The sequence below is a fragment of the Xanthomonas sp. NCPPB 1067 genome (assembly GCF_020783795.1).
Taxonomy (GTDB): domain Bacteria; phylum Pseudomonadota; class Gammaproteobacteria; order Xanthomonadales; family Xanthomonadaceae; genus Xanthomonas; species Xanthomonas melonis.
The window spans coordinates 178,760-194,500 of sequence record NZ_JAJGQG010000006.1; the positions used below are offsets into that span (position 1 = coordinate 178,760).

15 protein-coding genes are annotated in these 15,741 nt (G+C 66.8%); 9 read left to right on the top strand and 6 right to left on the bottom strand.

Translation table 11 applies throughout. The features are described 5' to 3' along the window. Positions 1–144 precede the first annotated feature (144 nt). Entirely contained in the window at positions 145–1,275 is a 1,131-nt protein-coding gene (locus LL962_RS07325) for a phospholipase A (RefSeq protein ID WP_228316447.1), read from the bottom strand. A gap of 192 nt (positions 1,276–1,467) precedes the next feature. Then, complete coding sequence (locus LL962_RS07330; protein WP_228316448.1) at positions 1,468–1,953, bottom strand: DUF456 domain-containing protein; 486 nt, start codon at positions 1,951–1,953, stop codon at positions 1,468–1,470. A gap of 227 nt (positions 1,954–2,180) precedes the next feature. Between LL962_RS07330 and LL962_RS07335 the strand changes: the two genes are divergently transcribed. Next, positions 2,181–2,396: a cold-shock protein gene (locus LL962_RS07335; RefSeq protein ID WP_104588011.1), complete on the top strand. Its 216-nt coding sequence runs from the start codon at positions 2,181–2,183 to the stop codon at positions 2,394–2,396. A gap of 86 nt (positions 2,397–2,482) precedes the next feature. Here the strand turns inward: LL962_RS07335 and LL962_RS07340 are convergent, their stop codons facing one another. Together LL962_RS07340 and LL962_RS07345 are read right to left on the bottom strand one after the other, a co-directional pair. After that, the gene (locus LL962_RS07340) at positions 2,483–2,965 is read right to left on the bottom strand and encodes a glycine zipper 2TM domain-containing protein (RefSeq protein WP_104588010.1); all 483 of its coding nucleotides are present in this window, start codon (positions 2,963–2,965) and stop codon (positions 2,483–2,485) included. Positions 2,966–3,087: 122 nt separating this feature from the next. Beyond that, a complete protein-coding gene (locus LL962_RS07345; RefSeq protein ID WP_228316449.1) occupies positions 3,088–3,516 on the bottom strand; it encodes a hypothetical protein in 429 nt (142 codons plus the stop codon). Positions 3,517–3,586: 70 nt separating this feature from the next. Between LL962_RS07345 and LL962_RS07350 the strand changes: the two genes are divergently transcribed. Further along, positions 3,587–4,423: a tRNA threonylcarbamoyladenosine dehydratase gene (locus LL962_RS07350; RefSeq protein ID WP_228316450.1), complete on the top strand. Its 837-nt coding sequence runs from the start codon at positions 3,587–3,589 to the stop codon at positions 4,421–4,423. Between the two features lie 26 nt (positions 4,424–4,449). Here LL962_RS07350 and LL962_RS07355 read toward each other — a convergent pair whose 3' ends face one another. Together LL962_RS07355 and LL962_RS07360 are read right to left on the bottom strand one after the other, a co-directional pair. After that, positions 4,450–5,220, bottom strand: a complete 771-nt coding sequence (locus LL962_RS07355; protein WP_104588007.1) for a TatD family hydrolase — start codon at positions 5,218–5,220, stop codon at positions 4,450–4,452. Beyond that, positions 5,220–5,435, bottom strand: coding sequence for a DUF6116 family protein (locus LL962_RS07360; protein WP_228316451.1), 216 nt, complete (start codon positions 5,433–5,435; stop codon positions 5,220–5,222). Before LL962_RS07360 ends, LL962_RS07355 begins: the two co-directional genes overlap by 1 nt. Before the next feature lie 144 nt (positions 5,436–5,579). Between LL962_RS07360 and LL962_RS07365 the strand changes: the two genes are divergently transcribed. The 7 genes from LL962_RS07365 (at position 5,580) to LL962_RS07395 (ending at position 15,431) form a co-directional block, all read left to right on the top strand. Next, the gene (locus tag LL962_RS07365; RefSeq protein ID WP_228316452.1) at positions 5,580–6,374 is read left to right on the top strand and encodes a glycine zipper 2TM domain-containing protein; all 795 of its coding nucleotides are present in this window, start codon (positions 5,580–5,582) and stop codon (positions 6,372–6,374) included. Positions 6,375–6,510: 136 nt separating this feature from the next. Continuing rightward, positions 6,511–7,674, top strand: coding sequence for an acyl-CoA dehydrogenase family protein (locus LL962_RS07370; RefSeq protein ID WP_104588004.1), 1,164 nt, complete (start codon positions 6,511–6,513; stop codon positions 7,672–7,674). 58 nt (positions 7,675–7,732) lie between these two features. Continuing rightward, positions 7,733–10,297: a DUF3857 domain-containing protein gene (locus LL962_RS07375; protein ID WP_228316470.1), complete on the top strand. Its 2,565-nt coding sequence runs from the start codon at positions 7,733–7,735 to the stop codon at positions 10,295–10,297. A gap of 123 nt (positions 10,298–10,420) precedes the next feature. Next, entirely contained in the window at positions 10,421–11,059 is a 639-nt protein-coding gene (locus LL962_RS07380) for a glutathione S-transferase family protein (RefSeq protein ID WP_228316453.1), read from the top strand. Positions 11,060–11,216: 157 nt separating this feature from the next. Then, on the top strand, positions 11,217–13,157 hold the full coding sequence (gene asnB, locus LL962_RS07385) for an asparagine synthase (glutamine-hydrolyzing) (protein WP_228316454.1): 1,941 nt from the start codon (positions 11,217–11,219) through the stop codon (positions 13,155–13,157). 70 nt (positions 13,158–13,227) lie between these two features. Next, positions 13,228–13,782, top strand: a complete 555-nt coding sequence (locus tag LL962_RS07390; protein ID WP_228316455.1) for an NADPH-dependent FMN reductase — start codon at positions 13,228–13,230, stop codon at positions 13,780–13,782. 221 nt (positions 13,783–14,003) lie between these two features. Then, positions 14,004–15,431: a replicative DNA helicase gene (locus LL962_RS07395; RefSeq protein WP_228316456.1), complete on the top strand. Its 1,428-nt coding sequence runs from the start codon at positions 14,004–14,006 to the stop codon at positions 15,429–15,431. Positions 15,432–15,741: the final 310 nt, after the last annotated feature.

A 15,741-nucleotide genomic window follows, 5' to 3' on the forward strand; every position in this document is an offset into this window, starting at 1 on the left:
GCTGCGCAACCCGGCGTGGCGATGGTTTCGCAGCTTCCCGCGCAACGCAAAGAGCCGGCAGTGATGCCGGCTCTTTGCGTGTGTGTCATGTCTGCAGGGCAGGGCGTCGCGTGCGCCGTATGCCGTGGACGGATCGTGCCTGGCTCAGAACCACTCCAGCAGCGACACGCCGACGCCCACATACGTGGCCTTGTGGTTGTAGTCGATCAGGCTTTCGCCGTAGCCATCGAACACCTGCACGTGGCCGCGCAGCAGGTTGTTGATGGGAAACCCATAGTCCAGCTGCACGGAACCATGTGAACGATCGCCTCCGCGCAACGAGTGACGCGCGATCAAGGCGACCTCGTGGCCGTTCTTGTTGTAGACCAGGGTCGCATCGCCACGCCCCATGTAATCCTCGATGTCCGGATTATTGTCGTCGGCGCGGTCTTCCTTGATACGGAACCACGGACGCAGGGTCAGCGCCCAGTTCTCCCGATCCAGTCCGATATTGAGGATCACCCGGTTCCACGAGCGCGACAACGGGTCGGCTCGCCCGTTGGACATGTGGTTGAGGCTGATGCCGCTCATACGGCCCTTCCAGCCGAAGATGCTGTAGTTGTTGCGGAACACCAGCATCGCTTCGGGTTCGTAATTGGTCTCGCGGAACGGGCGCGACGCCTCCGAGTTGTAGGCCTGCCAGCGCGAGCTCTGGGTATAGCCCATCCAGATGTCGCCATTGTCGCCGAACAGATCCTCGGCCACCTTGGTCTTGAAGCTGAGCTGGAACTTCAGTTCGGCGCTGTCCAGCTGTTGCGGCGTGTTGACCGAGTTGGCGGGGTTCAGCGACTGTGGCGTGCGGTTGGTATCGCTGGTCCAGAATGCGGGAAGCAGATAGACCGGCTTGTAGCCGCGTAGCTGGAAAGTGCCCAGTTTGGAATCCTTGGCCAGCTCCCAACGGCGGTCCAGCAGCGAACCACGTCCGGCATTGGCCACCGCTTCCTCGATCGGCCTGTCTTGCGCTTCGGCACGAAAGAAATCGCCGACGCGGCTGAGGGTGCGCGCATCCTCCGGCTTGGCGGCCTGCTTGGCCAGCTGCGCTGCCGCGTCTGCCTGCTGGGTGGCCTGCGGCGTGTAGCCCAGGGCCTGGTCATAGCAGGCCAGGCGTGCGGCGTCCGAGGTGACGGAGGTGCAGGCCTGTGGCGATGCCGGTTGTGGAGCGATTTCCTGTGCCTGGGCCAGCGGGGCGGCTGCCAGTGCGATCAACAGGTAGGAGCGAGAAGAATGGGTGGGCATGGCGCTCGGGCCGAGGAGGGCGCCGGGCCGGCGCGACAGCAGCTAGCTTAACGGTCGCGTCTGCATACGCAGTGTGTATACGGCGGCATAACACCCGCCTGGGGTGCAGCCGCAGCGAGCGCTAGTGAGCGATGCTGGGTCGTTTATCGCCCGCGCCCAGATGAGCGCGTGGCGAGCACGGCGCGTGATGCCTCAAAAAAACCAGGCGATCGCGAACACGCCGAGCATGCATAGCCCCAATGCCAGCTTGGTGGCAGTGCCCAAGACGATGCCCAGCCACGTGCCGACCCCGACCTTGGTGGCTCGATCGGTCTTGCGCGTCTGCAGGTATTCGCCCAGCCAGGCACCGGCGAATGGCCCGACGAACAAGCCGATGGGCATGAACAGCAGTCCGGCGAACGCACCGATCACCGATCCCCACAATGCGGCCTTGCTGGCACCCACGCGGCGGGCGCCGTACACGGTGGCCAGAAAGTCGATCAGGAACGACAGCCCAGTGATCAGCCCGAGAACGAGCAATGGGATCCATCCCACGTGAGCGAAGCCGTCGGCCCAGGCCGCCAGCAGCAACCCGGCAAAGACCAGTGGCAAGCCGGGCAACGCGGGCAGGATCACCCCGGCCAGGCCCACCAGCACCAGTGCTACGGCCAACACGTAGTAGACGACGGTGATATCCATAATGCTTCGAAAATGTCCTATTTCAGACTTGATGGGATTGCACAAGGGGTGCTTGAAAATTGGTTTTGCGCGGGTTAAGTTGCAGCCGCTGCTGTTTGCAAAGGTCACCGTGAATCGTGGCCTGATGGGTAGATCGGCCGATCCGCTACATCCTCGTACCTCGCTTCCTCCTTGCAATCACAGCCACCACCGCCAGTCCATCACAGTGTCGTAGGGAGTCAGTCGAGATGTCCAACATCGAACGCGAACACGGTGTCGTGAAGTGGTTCAACGATGCCAAAGGCTTTGGATTCATCAGCCGCGAGAACGGCGAAGATGTTTTCGTGCATTTTCGCGCGATCCAGATCCAGGGCTTCAAGAGTCTCAAGGAGGGGCAGAAGGTCAGCTTCACCGTTGTGCAGGGACAGAAGGGACTGCAGGCCGATGCGGTGCAGGTGGTTTGAACCGCACGATCGGTCACTGGTATCGCAGATAGCAAAAAGGCCCGTCACCGGGCCTTTTTGCTGTGTATCGCCGACGCTGGTTCCGATCAGCGCAGCACGACGCGGCCGTTGACCACCCGCACATAGGCGTTTTCGCGCACGCCGGCCAGGTCGCGCTGATTCACCACGATCACGCGGCCGTCGTCCATACGCACCTGCACATCGAAGCTGGAACTGGTGACGTTGTTCTGGATGGCATTACCGGCCAGCGCGCCAGCCGCCGCGCCGGCGACGGCCGAGACATTCTTGTTGCCCTTGCTGCCGCCGGTCTCCTTGGAGATCTGGCGGCCGGCCACCGCGCCCACGATGCCACCCAGCACTGCACCGGTACCGGTCGGGGCCGTGCGGGTGGGGCCGACTTCGTCGATGCGGGTCACGATGCCGCAATCCACACAGCGTGGTGCAGGCTGCGAGTAACCCCGGTCATAGCCGCGATCGCCGCGATAGCTGCCGTACTGAGGTTGAGAGGTGGCGCAGCCAACCAGGGTTGCGGTTGCAGCCAGGCCGATAACGAGCAGTCGGGTCTTCATCGTGGTGTCTCCGGGGTGGTTCTGAAGGCGGTCGAGGCCGCGGCGACGTCATCCTGTGATGGTCCGGGTGAACGGTCTGCCAACTGGGTCACTCCAGGCTTAACGAAACCCGAGCGTCGGCTTCACCGGAAATCGCGATGACAGGCATCGCAGGCCGCGGCGACCTGGTCGTGCAGATCGGCCAAGGCCGCGCAATCGGCCGCGCGCATGGCCTGGGCGCGGTCGAGTACCGCACGCAGGGCCTGGGCGTGCTCGCCAAAGCGGCGGTCCTCTCCCAGGCCTGCGAACGCAGGCTCCAGGTCGGCGGCAAGCAGGCGCAAGGTGCGCACCCGCGATTGTTGCTGCGCCGGCGTGCATGCGCTGCCGGGGGGCAGCCGCAGCGCGCGCAGTTGATAGTCCATCACCTGCATCAGGCTGTCGGGGATCGGGTCGCGTCGGGCCTGCAGCACGCGCGCCACCATCACCGTTGCCACCAGTCCGATCAGCACGCCCAGCACCAGCATGAAGGCGTAGCGCGCCGCGCGCGATTGAGGGGCAGGGGAGTCGGTCATGTCGCGTGCTCCGGCAGCAAGGCGGGCGGTTGGGCGGACGCGCCGCGGATGGCGCGCGTAAAATAAGTCGATGAAAGCACAATGGCGTGAACGCTTTGCCGGTATCGACCGGCTGTATGGAGTCGGCACGGTGGAGCGCCTGGCCGCCTGCCGCGTGGCTGTGGTCGGCATGGGTGGCGTGGGCTCGTGGGTGGTGGAGGCGCTGGCACGCACGGGCGTGGGCCATCTGCGCCTGATCGATGCCGACGATCTGTGCGTGTCCAACACCAATCGGCAACTGCCGGCATTGGCCGGGCAGTATGGGCGCAACAAGGCGCAGGCAATGGCCGAACGCTGCGTGGCGATCAATCCGGAGATGGACGCCGAAGCGGTGGAGTCCTTCCTCACCGCCGGCAATATCGACACCCTGCTGGGCGATGGCTTCGATCTGGTGATCGATGCCTGCGACAGCTTCCGGGTCAAGGTGGAAACCATTGCGTGGTGCCGTCGGCGCAAGCTGCCGCTGCTGACCGTGGGTGCTGCTGGCGGACGCACCGATCCCACCCTGGTGCGGGTGCGCGACGTCTCGCGTACCGAGCACGATGCGATGCTGGCACTGATCCGCAAAAAGCTGCGCAGCGAGTTCAACTTCCCCAAGAACCCGCAACGCTACTTCGGCGTGCCGGCGGTGTATTCGCTGGAGAACGTCAAGTATCCGCAGGCCGACGGCAGCGTGTGCGGCATTCGCCCGCAACTCGATGCCGATGCCACGCTCAAGCTCGATTGCGGTGCCGGGCTGGGAGCGGCCACGCATATCACCGGTACCTTCGCGTTCGTGGCGGTGGGCAAGGCGTTGGAGATGCTGCTCAAACCCAAGTCGAAGGCTGGCGCGATCAGCCCGTCGGCTGGCATTGCCGCGGCATCGTAAATCGCCGGGCGTAACGCCCGGTGGCCTCACGCCGCCGGCAAGCCGAACAAGCTGCGTGCGTTGGCCGTCGTCTGTGCGGCGACGCTGGCGGCATCGTCCCCGCGTAGTTGCGCGATGCAATCCAGCACCGTGCGCAGAAAGGCCGGCTCATTGCGCTGGCCGCGATTGCCTGCGTCGGGTTGGTCGGGTGCATCGGTTTCCAGCAGCAGATAGCGCAGCGGCATGCTCGCCGCCAGGCCGCGCAGGCGATTGGCCCGTGGATAGGTGACCGGCCCGCCGAGGCCGATCAGGAAGTCCAGGTTCCACAGTTGCCGGGCCTGTTCCGGACTGCCGGCAAAGCTGTGCACCACGCCGCGCAGGCCGCCGACCGCCTTGATGCGGGCGATGACCTCTTCGGTGGCACGACGTGCATGCACGATCAACGGCAGGTCGTACCGTTTGGCCAGTTGCAGCTGGCCATCGAAATAGCTGCGCTGCGCCTGCGCATCCAGGCCATCCAGGTAGTAATCCAGCCCGCACTCGCCGATGGCGCAGGGGCGCTCGCGCTCGATCCAGTCGGCCAGGACCTCCAGATGCTCGGGACGATGTTGATCCAGGAAGATCGGATGCAGGCCATAGGCCGCATGCAGCCCGGGTGCCTGCGCGCAGACCGCGCGTAGGCCCGTCCAGCTGGCGGCGCTGATGGCCGGCACCACCTGTTGCACCACGCCGGCCGCGCGTGCGCGGGCGATGACTGCGGCGCGGTCGTGGTCGAATTCGCCGGCGTCCAGATGGCAGTGGCTGTCGACCAGTTCCATCAGCTGTGGCGCGACGCTGCGGGGAGCGGCGCTTTGCGGGTTTTCCAGTTCGCCAGCAGCAGTGTCGTGAGGCCGAACAGCAGTTCGTCCAGGAAAGGCAGCGGATCGGGCAACAACAGGTCCACCGCGAACAGGATCGCCGCCAACTTGAACAGTGTGGGGTAGCGCAGTCGGCCGGCCCACTCCAGCGCGCGTGCGGTCAATGGTTTCGGCATGCCTCGGCTCCTGCTGTTAGAAGTGCATGAAGTAACCGCTAGCTGAACTTAACCGCCGCGTTCATGAGCGAGCGCGTTTTCGTTCAGGGTTCCCATGCTGGAATCACGCCGTCAACAACGCGGCGGGTCCGCAGGGAGCTGGTCATGAAGAGCAATACGACAACTATACTGGTCGCTGCCGGTGCCTTGCTGGTCGGGGGCGTTGCCACTGCGGCCTTCATGAACAATCGTCCGTCCTCCGGCGATTTCGTCGCCAACGGCCAGCCGGCTCCGCGTGGCCTGGAATACGCCGACGTGGTCAAGGTGGCACCGATCACCCAGCGCGAGCCGCAGTATGCGCAGGTGATCAACAGCAGCGCGATCCGCGAAACCACCACCAGCTCGTCGCCGCGCGAAGTCTGCCGCGACGTGGTCGTGCAGGAACGGCTGCCCGAGCGCGACGGCAACGTCGGCGGCACCGTGGCTGGCGCCGTCATCGGCGGTCTGATCGGCAACCAGGTGGGCGGCGGCAACGGTCGCAAGCTGGCGACCGCTGCGGGTGCAGTGGGTGGCGGCTTCATCGGCAACCGGGTCGACCGTAATCATGTCGGCGGACGCGTGGTCGACCGTACCGAACGCCAGTGCCATACCGAGAACGCCAATTCGCAGTCCTCGCGCGTGGTGGGCTACGACGTGACCTACCGCAACGCCGATGGCACCACCGGCACCATGCGGATGGACAGCAAGCCGGGCGAGCGCATCTCGCTGGGCGATGCCGACAACACGGTGGGCTACGACGTGACCTACCGCTACGACGGTTTCGAGAAGACCGTGCGCATGAATGATCGGCCGACCAGTGATCGTCTGCCGGTGGTCGATGGTCAGCTGGTCACCCAGACGGCCTCGGCAGCCGGCGACGCGGGCTTCCGCCGCGACGAGATGGGCACCAGCCGCCAGTAATCGGACTGGAAGCATTGCAGAAGAAAGAGCCGGCGCCGCCGGCTCTTTTTTTGCGCCGGGAACCGCCAACGGCTACGGCGCGCCACCGGGCCGGCAAGTGGCAGATAATCGGCGCCTTCTGATGCGAGGAGCGGAGATGCCGGTGCGTTGCGATGACATGTTCGATGTGCGCGCGCTGCTGAGCGAGGACGAGCGGGCCGTGCAGGACGCGGTGGCGCGCTTTACCGATGCCCGTGTGCTGCCGGCGATCGGTGCCGCCTTCGACGCGGGGCGCTTCCCGCGCGAATGGGTGCCGGAGCTGGCAGCGCTTGGCTTGCTGGGTGCCAGCCTGCCGGCAGAGGTCGGCGGTGCGGGATTGGGCGCGGTGTCCTACGGGCTGATCTGCCAGGAACTGGAACGTGGCGACAGCGGCCTGCGCAGTTTCGTCAGCGTGCAGTCCTCGCTGTGCATGTATCCCATCCACGCCTATGGCAGCGACGAGCAGCGTCGGCGCTGGTTGCCGGAGATGGCGGCGGGTCGGGTGATCGGCTGTTTCGGCCTGAGCGAGGCGCAGGGCGGCTCGGACCCGGCGGCGATGAGCACGCGCGCGGTGCGCGAGGGCGACGGCTGGCGTTTGAATGGCGCAAAGATGTGGATCACCAACGGCAGCATCGCCGCGTTGGCCATCATCTGGGCCCACACCGACGACGGTGTGCGCGGGTTTCTGGTCCCCACCGACAGCCCCGGATTCAGCGCGCAGGACATCGTGCACAAGATGAGTCTGCGCGCATCGGTCACCTCGGCACTGTTCCTGGACAATGTGTTCGTGCCCGAGCAGATGCGCCTGCCGGACGCGGCCGGGCTGAAGGCGCCCTTGGGGTGCCTCAGTCAGGCGCGTTACGGCATTGCCTGGGGGGCGATCGGTGCGGCGGTGGCCTGCCTGCGCGAAGCGCTGGCCCACGCGGGCGAGCGCATCCTGTTCGGCCGGCCACTGGCGGCCACGCAAAGCGCGCAGATCCGGCTGGCCGACATGGCGCGGCGGATTTCGACCGCGCAGTTGCTGGCGCTGCAGCTCGGCCGCCTGAAGGACGCAGGCGCAGTGCGGCCGGAACAGATCTCGCTGGCGAAATGGAATAATTGCCGCATGGCGCTGGACGTGGCGCGCGACTGCCGCGACCTGCTCGGCGCGGCCGGCATCACCACCGACCATGTGGCGATCCGGCACGCGCTGAACCTGGAATCGGTGATCACCTACGAGGGCACCGAGACCGTGCATCAGCTGGTGGTGGGCCGTGCGTTGACGGGACTCAACGCGTTTTGACAAGGAGCGGGCGTTGATCGGCAGGGAGGTGGAGCGACGCCTGGGTGGCGTGATGTGGATGTTGTGCGTGGCTGTGGTGGCGACGATCGCGCCCGCGCAGGCCAGCGATGCGCCGCGCATGGCGCCGGCACCGGGTTGGGTGGTGTCCGATGCGGTGCCCGCCGCGGTGCCTGGCGCGGGTGGGTTGCGCTACGAGTTGGTGTCCGATCAGGTCGATCTGACCGGCCGTGCAGTGCGCGCGTATCGACGGCTGAGCTACACCGTGCGGCAGGCCAGGAGCCTGGACGAGGCCGGGCAGATCTCCATCGATTACCACCCGCTTTACCAGCGCCTGGAGCTCAACAGCCTGGACGTGTGGCGCGAGGGCAGGCGCATCGATATGCGCGATCGCGCACATTACGCCCGCTTGCGCCGCGAGAGCGGGCTGGAGAATGGCTTGCTCGATGGCGCCTCGACACTGTCGATTACCGTGCCCGATCTGCGGGTCGGCGATCGGGTCGATTATGCGACCACCGTCACCGGCTCCAATCCGGTGTTCGGCAAGGGCTACTACGATGTATTCGACGCGCGCTACGGCGTGCCCCTGGGCGACCGCCGCGTGCGCCTGCGTTACCCGGCCGGCATGGCGCTGCAGTGGCGGATCAGTGCGCCTGGATTCAGTCGCAAGCTCGACACCGCCGGTGCGGTGGCGACACTGGACATTGCGGCCAGCAACGTGGCGGCCGCGCGGCCGGAAAAACACGCGCCCGACGACATCGATCCGTACGGGATGATCGAGATCTCCACCGCCGGCAGCTGGGCGGCGGTGGCGGACTGGGCGACACGCTTGTATCCGGACCGGTTCCAGAACGCGCAGGTGGCTGCCGACATGGCGCAGAGCCTGCAACTGCGCCGCGAGGACCCACAAGGCGCGCTGCTGCGCGCGGTGGCCTTCGTCCAGGGCGAGATCCGCTACCTCGGCCTGGACATGGGCGAGAACTCGCACGCGCCGCATGCCCCGGAAGCGACCCTGCGCAACCGCTATGGCGACTGCAAGGACAAGGCGACCTTGCTGGTCGCCCTGCTGCAACTGGCCGGTATCCGCGCCGAGCCGGTGCTGGTCAGCAGCGACAAGGGTGGGGTGCTGGACAAGCGCCTGCCCAGCCCGTACGCGTTCGATCATGTCGTGGTGCGCGCGCATCTGCCGCAAGGCGCCGTCTGGGTGGATGCCACCCGCGACCGCGAGGACGGCCCGCTGGCACAGCGCCGGCCGCTGCCGTTCGTGCGTGGACTGCCGGTGTTGGCCGGACAGGCGACCTTGGTCGAGGTACCGGCACCGATGCCGGCATTGCCGCAGGTCGAGGTGCACGAAGACGTCGTGATGTCGTTGCGCAAACCGCAGCGTGTGGCGACCTTTACCGTCGATACCACGTATCGGCAGGGCCGCGGCGAGCGCGTGGCCGCCAGCTTCGAGAACGAGGGCGCACAGGCGGTCGGCGAGCAGTACCTGGACTTCATGCAGCAGTACTACACCGCGCTCACCCAGGTCGAGCCGCCGACCATCGACGCGGCCGACGCGTTGAACGTGCGCACGCACGAGACCTACCGGCTGCAATGGCCGGACAAGGAGGGCGACGAAGTTGGCTTCCCCTTGTTTCAGCTTGCCGACTGGATGGATGCCCTGCCCAAGGGCGCGCGCAAAACGCCGCTGGCGCTGGGCGGACCGCAGCTGGCGCGTCAGACCATCGATGTGCAGGTCGATCCGCCGGTGCGGTTGAAAGCGCAGACCCAGGTCGTCTCCAATCCCTGGTTCCGCTTCTCGCGCACGATCACGATGCACCAGGGGCGTCTGCGCATCGTCGGTCAATGGCAGCGCTTCACCGACCGGATTCCCGCCGATGGGGTGGCGCGCGCCGCAGCCGACATGGAACGCGCACGCGACCTGCTGTACTTCAATCACGATTTCGAACCGCAGCGGCGCATGCAAGCGGCCGACTGGCGTGCGCTGGAGTATCCGCTGGTGGGGCTGCTGGCGCTGATCGTGCTGGTGCTGGCATGCCTGGCCTGGTGGCGCGGCGGGGGCTTGGGCGGGATGCTGTTCGATCCGCACGCGGTTGCGCAGCGCCTGCAGATGCAGGCCGGCGCGCGCCGGAGCGCGTGGTGCGTGTTCGGCCTGATCCTGATGCTCTCGAGCTGGATGTGGGTGTCGCCGCGGCCGCTGTGGGTGCACGCCATCGCCGTGGCGATCATGCTGGCCAGTGCGCTGGTGGGCTGCGTGCTGTTGCAGCGGATGCTGCGCTGGATGGGCGGCGTGGCGCAGCTCGATGCGTTGCTGCCGGCGCTGCTGGGCAGCGCGTTGCCATGGCTGGTCTGCCTGCTGGCGGCGCTGGCCGCGCTCGGTGGCGATCGCGTCCTGCTCGGGACCGGTGTCCACGATCCAGCCGGGCTGGCGCAGGTGGCCATGGCGGTGCTGCTGATGCTGCTCGGCGGGCTGTGGTGGTCGACCGCTGCGGTCCAGGCGGTTGCCGGTGCCACCGGCTGCACCCGCGCGCGCGCCTTCGGTGCGCTGGCATTGACCGTGTCGGTGCTGGGCATGCTGGTCGCCGTGCTGGGTGTGCCGGTGGCGCTGGTGGTGATGCGCTGAGCCACGCGGCCGGCGGTGCACGCACCGCGGCGAGGCCTTGCCGCAGAATCGGTGCAGGGCTTTGCAAACACCCCCGGGGCTGTGACACTGCCAGCCCCCCATCGCTGCCGTGGAGCCAGCTTGATGTCGACCGTGCGTCCCCCGTTGACCGTCCATGGCATGTCCAGTTCCGGCAACTGCTACAAGGTACGTCTGCTGCTGGAACAACTGGGTAGCCGCTACCACTGGGTGGAAGTCGACAGCGTGGCCGGTCAGACCCGTACGCCCGGATACCTGGCCAAGAATCCCAACGGTAAGGTGCCGATGGTCGAGCGCGACGATGGCCGCGTGCTGACCGAATCCAATGCCATCCTGTTCTGGTTGGCCGAAGGCACGCCGTACCTGCCGACCGATGCGTGGCAGCGTGCGCAGGCGCTGAGCTGGATGTTCTTCGAGCAGTACAGCCACGAGCCGTACGTGGCGGTGGCGCGTTTCATCAGCCTGTGGACACCGCGCGATGCGGCGCGCCGCGGCGAACTGCCGCAGCTGCGCGTGCGCGGTGAGCAGGCGCTGGCGGTGATGGACCAGCATCTGCAACAGCACGCCTGGTTCACCGGCAGCGATTACGGTATCGCCGACATCGCGCTGTTCGCCTATACCCATTGCGCCGAAGATGGCGGCTTCGACCTGCAGCGCTGGCCGGCGATCGGCGGCTGGCTGCAGCGCGTGCAGCAGCTGCCCGGATTCGTAGCGATGCCGGCGCCTGCGGTGGTTGCGGCATGAGCCGTGCAGCCGCAGTCGCCAGGGACCGGACGATGGCCGCGTCGATGATGTCGGGTGGTCCTCGCGCGCCGATGGATGCCAGGCATTCGGGTCGACAGCCAGGCGCGCGCCTGGCTGCGGTCGCCGGCCTCCCCGCCGGCACGCAGGGGCGCTGACGATGTGCGGACTGGCAGGACTGCTACTGGCGTCGCCGCGCCTGCATGGCGAACACCTCGAGGCTCTGGTGCGGCCGATGGGCGCGGCATTGCGCCACCGCGGCCCGGACGACGCAGGCACCTGGTGCGACGCGCAGGCCGGCGTGGCGTTGGCGCATCAGCGTCTTAGCATCCTGGACCTGTCGCCGTTGGGGCACCAGCCGATGCGCTCGGCCGATGGCCGCTACGTGTTGGCCTATAACGGCGAGATCTACAACTTCGCGCAATTGCGCGGTGCCCTGTCCGCGCTGGGGCATCGCTTTCGTGGCCATTCCGATACCGAGGTGCTGCTGGCGGCCGTGGTGGAGTGGGGGCTGGACGACACCCTGGCCCGTTGCAACGGCATGTTCGCCATCGCGCTGTGGGACGAGCGCGACAACTGCCTGTTCCTGGCGCGCGATCGCGTGGGCAAGAAGCCGCTGTACTACGGCTGGGCCGGCGACACCCTGGTGTTCGGCTCCGAGCTCAAGGCGCTGTGGCAGCATCCGGATTTCGACAACGGCGTCGACCGCAACGCACTGACGCTGTTGCTGCGGCTGGGCTACATCCCGGCGCCGGCCTGCATCCACGAGCGTACCTTCAAGCTGATGCCGGGCCGGGTGCTGCGGATGGATGCGCAGACCGTGGTCGCCGGGGCAGCCGCACATCGCCCCGATCAGGCGCAGCAACCATTCTGGAATGCCCGCGAAGCGATGCAGCGCGCCTTGGCGGCGCCGTTCGCCGGCACCGAGGCGCAGGCCGAAGAGCAGCTGGACGGCGTGCTGCGCGATGCGGTGGCGCTGCGCATGGTGGCCGACGTGCCGGTGGGCGTGTTCCTTTCCGGCGGCACCGATTCGTCCATCGTCACCGCGATGATGCAGGCGCAGAGCGCGCAGCCGGTGCATACCTTCAGCATCGGCTTCGAGGGCTCGCATCACGACGAGGCGCCGCTGGCGCGCGAGGTGGCCACCCATCTGCAGACCGACCACACCGAGCTCTACGTCAGCGGCGCCGATGCGCTGGCGGTGGTGCCCGGCTTGCCGGACATGTTCGACGAGCCCTTCGCCGATGCCTCGCAGGTGCCCACCGCGCTGGTGGCGCGGCTGGCGCGCGGTGGGGTGACGGTGGCGCTGTCCGGCGATGGCGGAGACGAATTGTTCTTCGGATATGGCCGCTACCAGCGCGCGTTGCGCAACTGGCGCATGCACGGGCTGGTGCCGGGTCCGCTGCGCCGGCTGATGGCGGTGGCCGCGCGCAATGCCGGCGAGTCCTCGCGCACCGGCGGCCTGGCCGCGTTGGTGGCCGAGGCCGGCGCGCGCGGCATCGGCGACATCTACCGCAACCGCATTTCGCGCTGGCGCGATCCGGCCGCCGTGGTCCTGGGCGCGACCGAGCCGGACAGCTTCTACAGCCTGGCCGATCCGTTGCACGGGTCGGGCACGCCGGCCGACGCGATGATGCTGGCCGACTTCGCTGCCTACCTGCCCGACGATCTGCTCTGCAAGGTGGACCGGACCACCATGGCGGTGGGCCTGGAAGCGCGTGCGCCGCTGCTGGACTGGCGCGTGGCCGAGTTCGCCTGGTCGCTGCCGTTGTCGCTCAAGTACCGCGACGGCGTCAGCAAGTACCTGCTCAAGCGCGTGCTGCGGCGCTATCTGCCCGATGCGATGGTCTATCGCGGCAAGCGGGGCTTCGGTGCGCCGGTCAGCGCCTGGCTGCGTGGGGATCTGAACGGCTGGGCGGACGATCTACTGGCACACGGCACGCTCGCATGCGAGGGAGTCTTCGCTGCCGACACCGTGGCCGGGCTATGGCGCGACTTCAACGGGGGCGAGCGCAAGTGGCATACGCATCTGTGGACGGTGCTGATGTTCCAGGCCTGGCAGGCGCACTGGCGCGCGCAGCGCGCGGCGATCGGTCGCTGAGCGAGCCGCTTCACCGCTCGTGTGCGCATTGCCGACTAGAGTCCGGCACTGGTCCCCAATGGAGCGTTCAATGAGCAAGATCACCGTCGCGGTGCTGGTCGGCAGCCTGCGCAAAGAGTCGTACAACCGTCAGCTCGCACGCGCGCTGGAACATCTGGCCGGCGACAAGGCGGTGTTCGAGTACGTGGAGATCGGCGATATCCCGCTCTACAACCAGGATCGCGACGGCGACTTTCCGACCGAAGGCACGCGTCTGAAGCAGCAGATCCGCGCTGCCGACGCGGTGCTGTTCGTGACGCCCGAATACAACCGCTCGATCCCCGGAGTGCTCAAGAACGCGCTGGACACCGGCTCGCGCCCCTACGGCGACAGCGCGTTCTCCGGCAAGCCGGCGGCCGTGGTCGGCATCTCGGTCGGCGCGATCGGCACCGCCACCGCGCAGCAGCATCTGCGCAACGTGCTCGCCTATCTGAACATGCATGTGCTCGGCCAGCCGGAGGTGTTCCTGCAGTACAAGGATGGCCTGTTCGGGCCGGACGACAGCATCGCCAATCCGGATAGCCGCAAGTTCCTGCAGGGCTTCGTCGACGCCTACTTGGGCCTGGTCGGGCATCTGCAGCGCTGAGTTGATCACAGCACGCGCCGGTCCGCTGGCGCGGCCGCAGCAGACGCGGCGGTGCGCGCAGAGCCAGATGGGGCAAGGATCGCAGCCGATGCGACAGGGGCGGCTTACAACGCCGATGCACCGGCTGTCCACCAGTTATCCACAGAGTTGTGCATGGTCGTCGGCTGCGCCGATGACTATGCTTCCTGCCCTCGTGTCTCCCGCGTCAGGTCTGTTTGTCCATGTCCGCTCGTCCTGGTTTCCGTTCCAAGCGCAATCGCGATCGCGACGACGATTACGATCGTCCCGAGCCGCGGCTCGATCAGCTGCGGGTACCGCCGCACTCGGTCGAGGCCGAGCAGGCGGTGCTGGGCGGGCTGATGCTGGCACCGGAGGCGTTCGACCGGGTCAACGATCAACTCACCGAGAACGACTTCTACCGGCGCGACCACCGGTTGATCTATCGTGCCATCCGCGAGCTGGCGGAGAAGGATCGCCCGTTCGATGCGGTGACCCTGGGCGAGTGGTTCGAATCGCAGGGCAAGCTGGAGCAGGTGGGCGATGGCGCCTATCTGATCGAGCTGGCCAGTACCACGCCGTCGGCAGCCAACATCACTGCCTATGCGGAAATCGTACGCGACAAGGCGGTGCTGCGGCAGCTGATCGAGGTGGGCACCACCATCGTCAACGATGGTTTCCAGCCCGAAGGCCGCGAGAGCGTGGAGCTGCTGTCGGCCGCGGAAAAAGCCGTGTTCCAGATCGCCGAGGCGGGCGCGCGCGGGCGCACCGACTTCGTGGCCATGCCCGGTGCGTTGAAGGACGCCTTCGAAGAACTGCGCAACCGCTTCGAGAACGGCGGCAACATCACCGGCCTGCCCACCGGCTACAACGATTTCGATGCGATGACCGCCGGCCTGCAGCCGACCGACCTGATCATCCTGGCCGCCCGCCCGGCCATGGGCAAGACCACCTTCGCGCTCAACATCGCCGAGTACGCCGCGATCAAGTCCAAGAAGGGCGTGGCGGTGTTCTCGATGGAAATGTCGGCATCGCAGCTGGCGATGCGCCTGATCTCTTCCAATGGCCGCATCAACGCGCAGCGCCTGCGTACCGGTGCGCTGGAAGACGAGGACTGGGCGCGCGTGACCGGCGCGATCAAGATGCTGAAGGAAACCAAGATCTTCATCGACGACACCCCAGGCGTGTCGCCGGAAGTGCTGCGTTCCAAGTGCCGCCGACTCAAGCGCGAACACGATCTGGGCCTGATCGTCATCGACTACCTGCAGCTGATGTCGGTGCCGGGCAACAGCGAAAACCGTGCCACCGAAATTTCGGAAATTTCGCGCTCGTTGAAGGGTCTGGCCAAGGAACTCAATGTGCCGGTGATCGCCTTGTCGCAGCTCAACCGCTCGCTGGAAACCCGCACCGACAAGCGCCCGGTGATGGCCGACCTGCGCGAATCCGGCGCGATCGAGCAGGACGCGGACATGATCGTGTTCATCTACCGCGACGACTACTACAACAAGGAAAACTCGCCGGACAAGGGCCTGGCCGAGATCATCATCGGCAAGCACCGCGGCGGCCCGACCGGCTCGTGCAAACTCAAGTTCTTCGGCGAATACACCCGCTTCGACAATCTGGCGCACGATTCGGTGGGCAGTTTCGAGTAGGCGGCAGGTCATGGCGTCGATCACATGACGATTGCGCTCGCCGCTACGCGGGGGAGGGGCGGCGGCTTTGCGCGGGTACGGTGCGGATGTTTCGGGTATAGAGCGTGCGCGACGGTGAGCGGGCAGGGACCAGTCAAGTTGGTCGGTGCGTAGAACTTTCAAAAAAGCACCAGCCAACTGTCTGGAGCGGTGAGGGCACCGCGCACTCGACCGAGGCCGAGGGTTTGCTGCAGGGTCCTTGCCGGCAAGAAACGCCCGCCGCCGCATCGCGCCATCGTTGCATCTGCTGGCTTATGCTGCGCAGCCTTGC

Bases quoted from the DNA above. Each gene is read 5' to 3' on its own strand.
- LL962_RS07390 (WP_228316455.1), top strand. From the start codon at position 13,228: ATGAGCAAGATCACCGTCGCGGTGCTGGTCGGCAGCCTGCGCAAAGAG.
- LL962_RS07365 (WP_228316452.1), top strand. From the start codon at position 5,580: ATGAAGAGCAATACGACAACTATACTGGTCGCTGCCGGTGCCTTGCTG.
- LL962_RS07360 (WP_228316451.1), bottom strand. From the start codon at position 5,435: ATGCCGAAACCATTGACCGCACGCGCGCTGGAGTGGGCCGGCCGACTG.
- LL962_RS07370 (WP_104588004.1), top strand. From the start codon at position 6,511: ATGCCGGTGCGTTGCGATGACATGTTCGATGTGCGCGCGCTGCTGAGC.
- LL962_RS07345 (WP_228316449.1), bottom strand. From the start codon at position 3,516: ATGACCGACTCCCCTGCCCCTCAATCGCGCGCGGCGCGCTACGCCTTC.
- LL962_RS07355 (WP_104588007.1), bottom strand. From the start codon at position 5,220: ATGGAACTGGTCGACAGCCACTGCCATCTGGACGCCGGCGAATTCGAC.
- LL962_RS07335 (WP_104588011.1), top strand. From the start codon at position 2,181: ATGTCCAACATCGAACGCGAACACGGTGTCGTGAAGTGGTTCAACGAT.
- LL962_RS07330 (WP_228316448.1), bottom strand. From the start codon at position 1,953: ATGGATATCACCGTCGTCTACTACGTGTTGGCCGTAGCACTGGTGCTG.
- LL962_RS07350 (WP_228316450.1), top strand. From the start codon at position 3,587: ATGAAAGCACAATGGCGTGAACGCTTTGCCGGTATCGACCGGCTGTAT.
- LL962_RS07395 (WP_228316456.1), top strand. From the start codon at position 14,004: ATGTCCGCTCGTCCTGGTTTCCGTTCCAAGCGCAATCGCGATCGCGAC.
- LL962_RS07375 (WP_228316470.1), top strand. From the start codon at position 7,733: ATGTTGTGCGTGGCTGTGGTGGCGACGATCGCGCCCGCGCAGGCCAGC.
- LL962_RS07380 (WP_228316453.1), top strand. From the start codon at position 10,421: ATGTCGACCGTGCGTCCCCCGTTGACCGTCCATGGCATGTCCAGTTCC.
- LL962_RS07340 (WP_104588010.1), bottom strand. From the start codon at position 2,965: ATGAAGACCCGACTGCTCGTTATCGGCCTGGCTGCAACCGCAACCCTG.
- LL962_RS07325 (WP_228316447.1), bottom strand. From the start codon at position 1,275: ATGCCCACCCATTCTTCTCGCTCCTACCTGTTGATCGCACTGGCAGCC.
- asnB (WP_228316454.1), top strand. From the start codon at position 11,217: ATGTGCGGACTGGCAGGACTGCTACTGGCGTCGCCGCGCCTGCATGGC.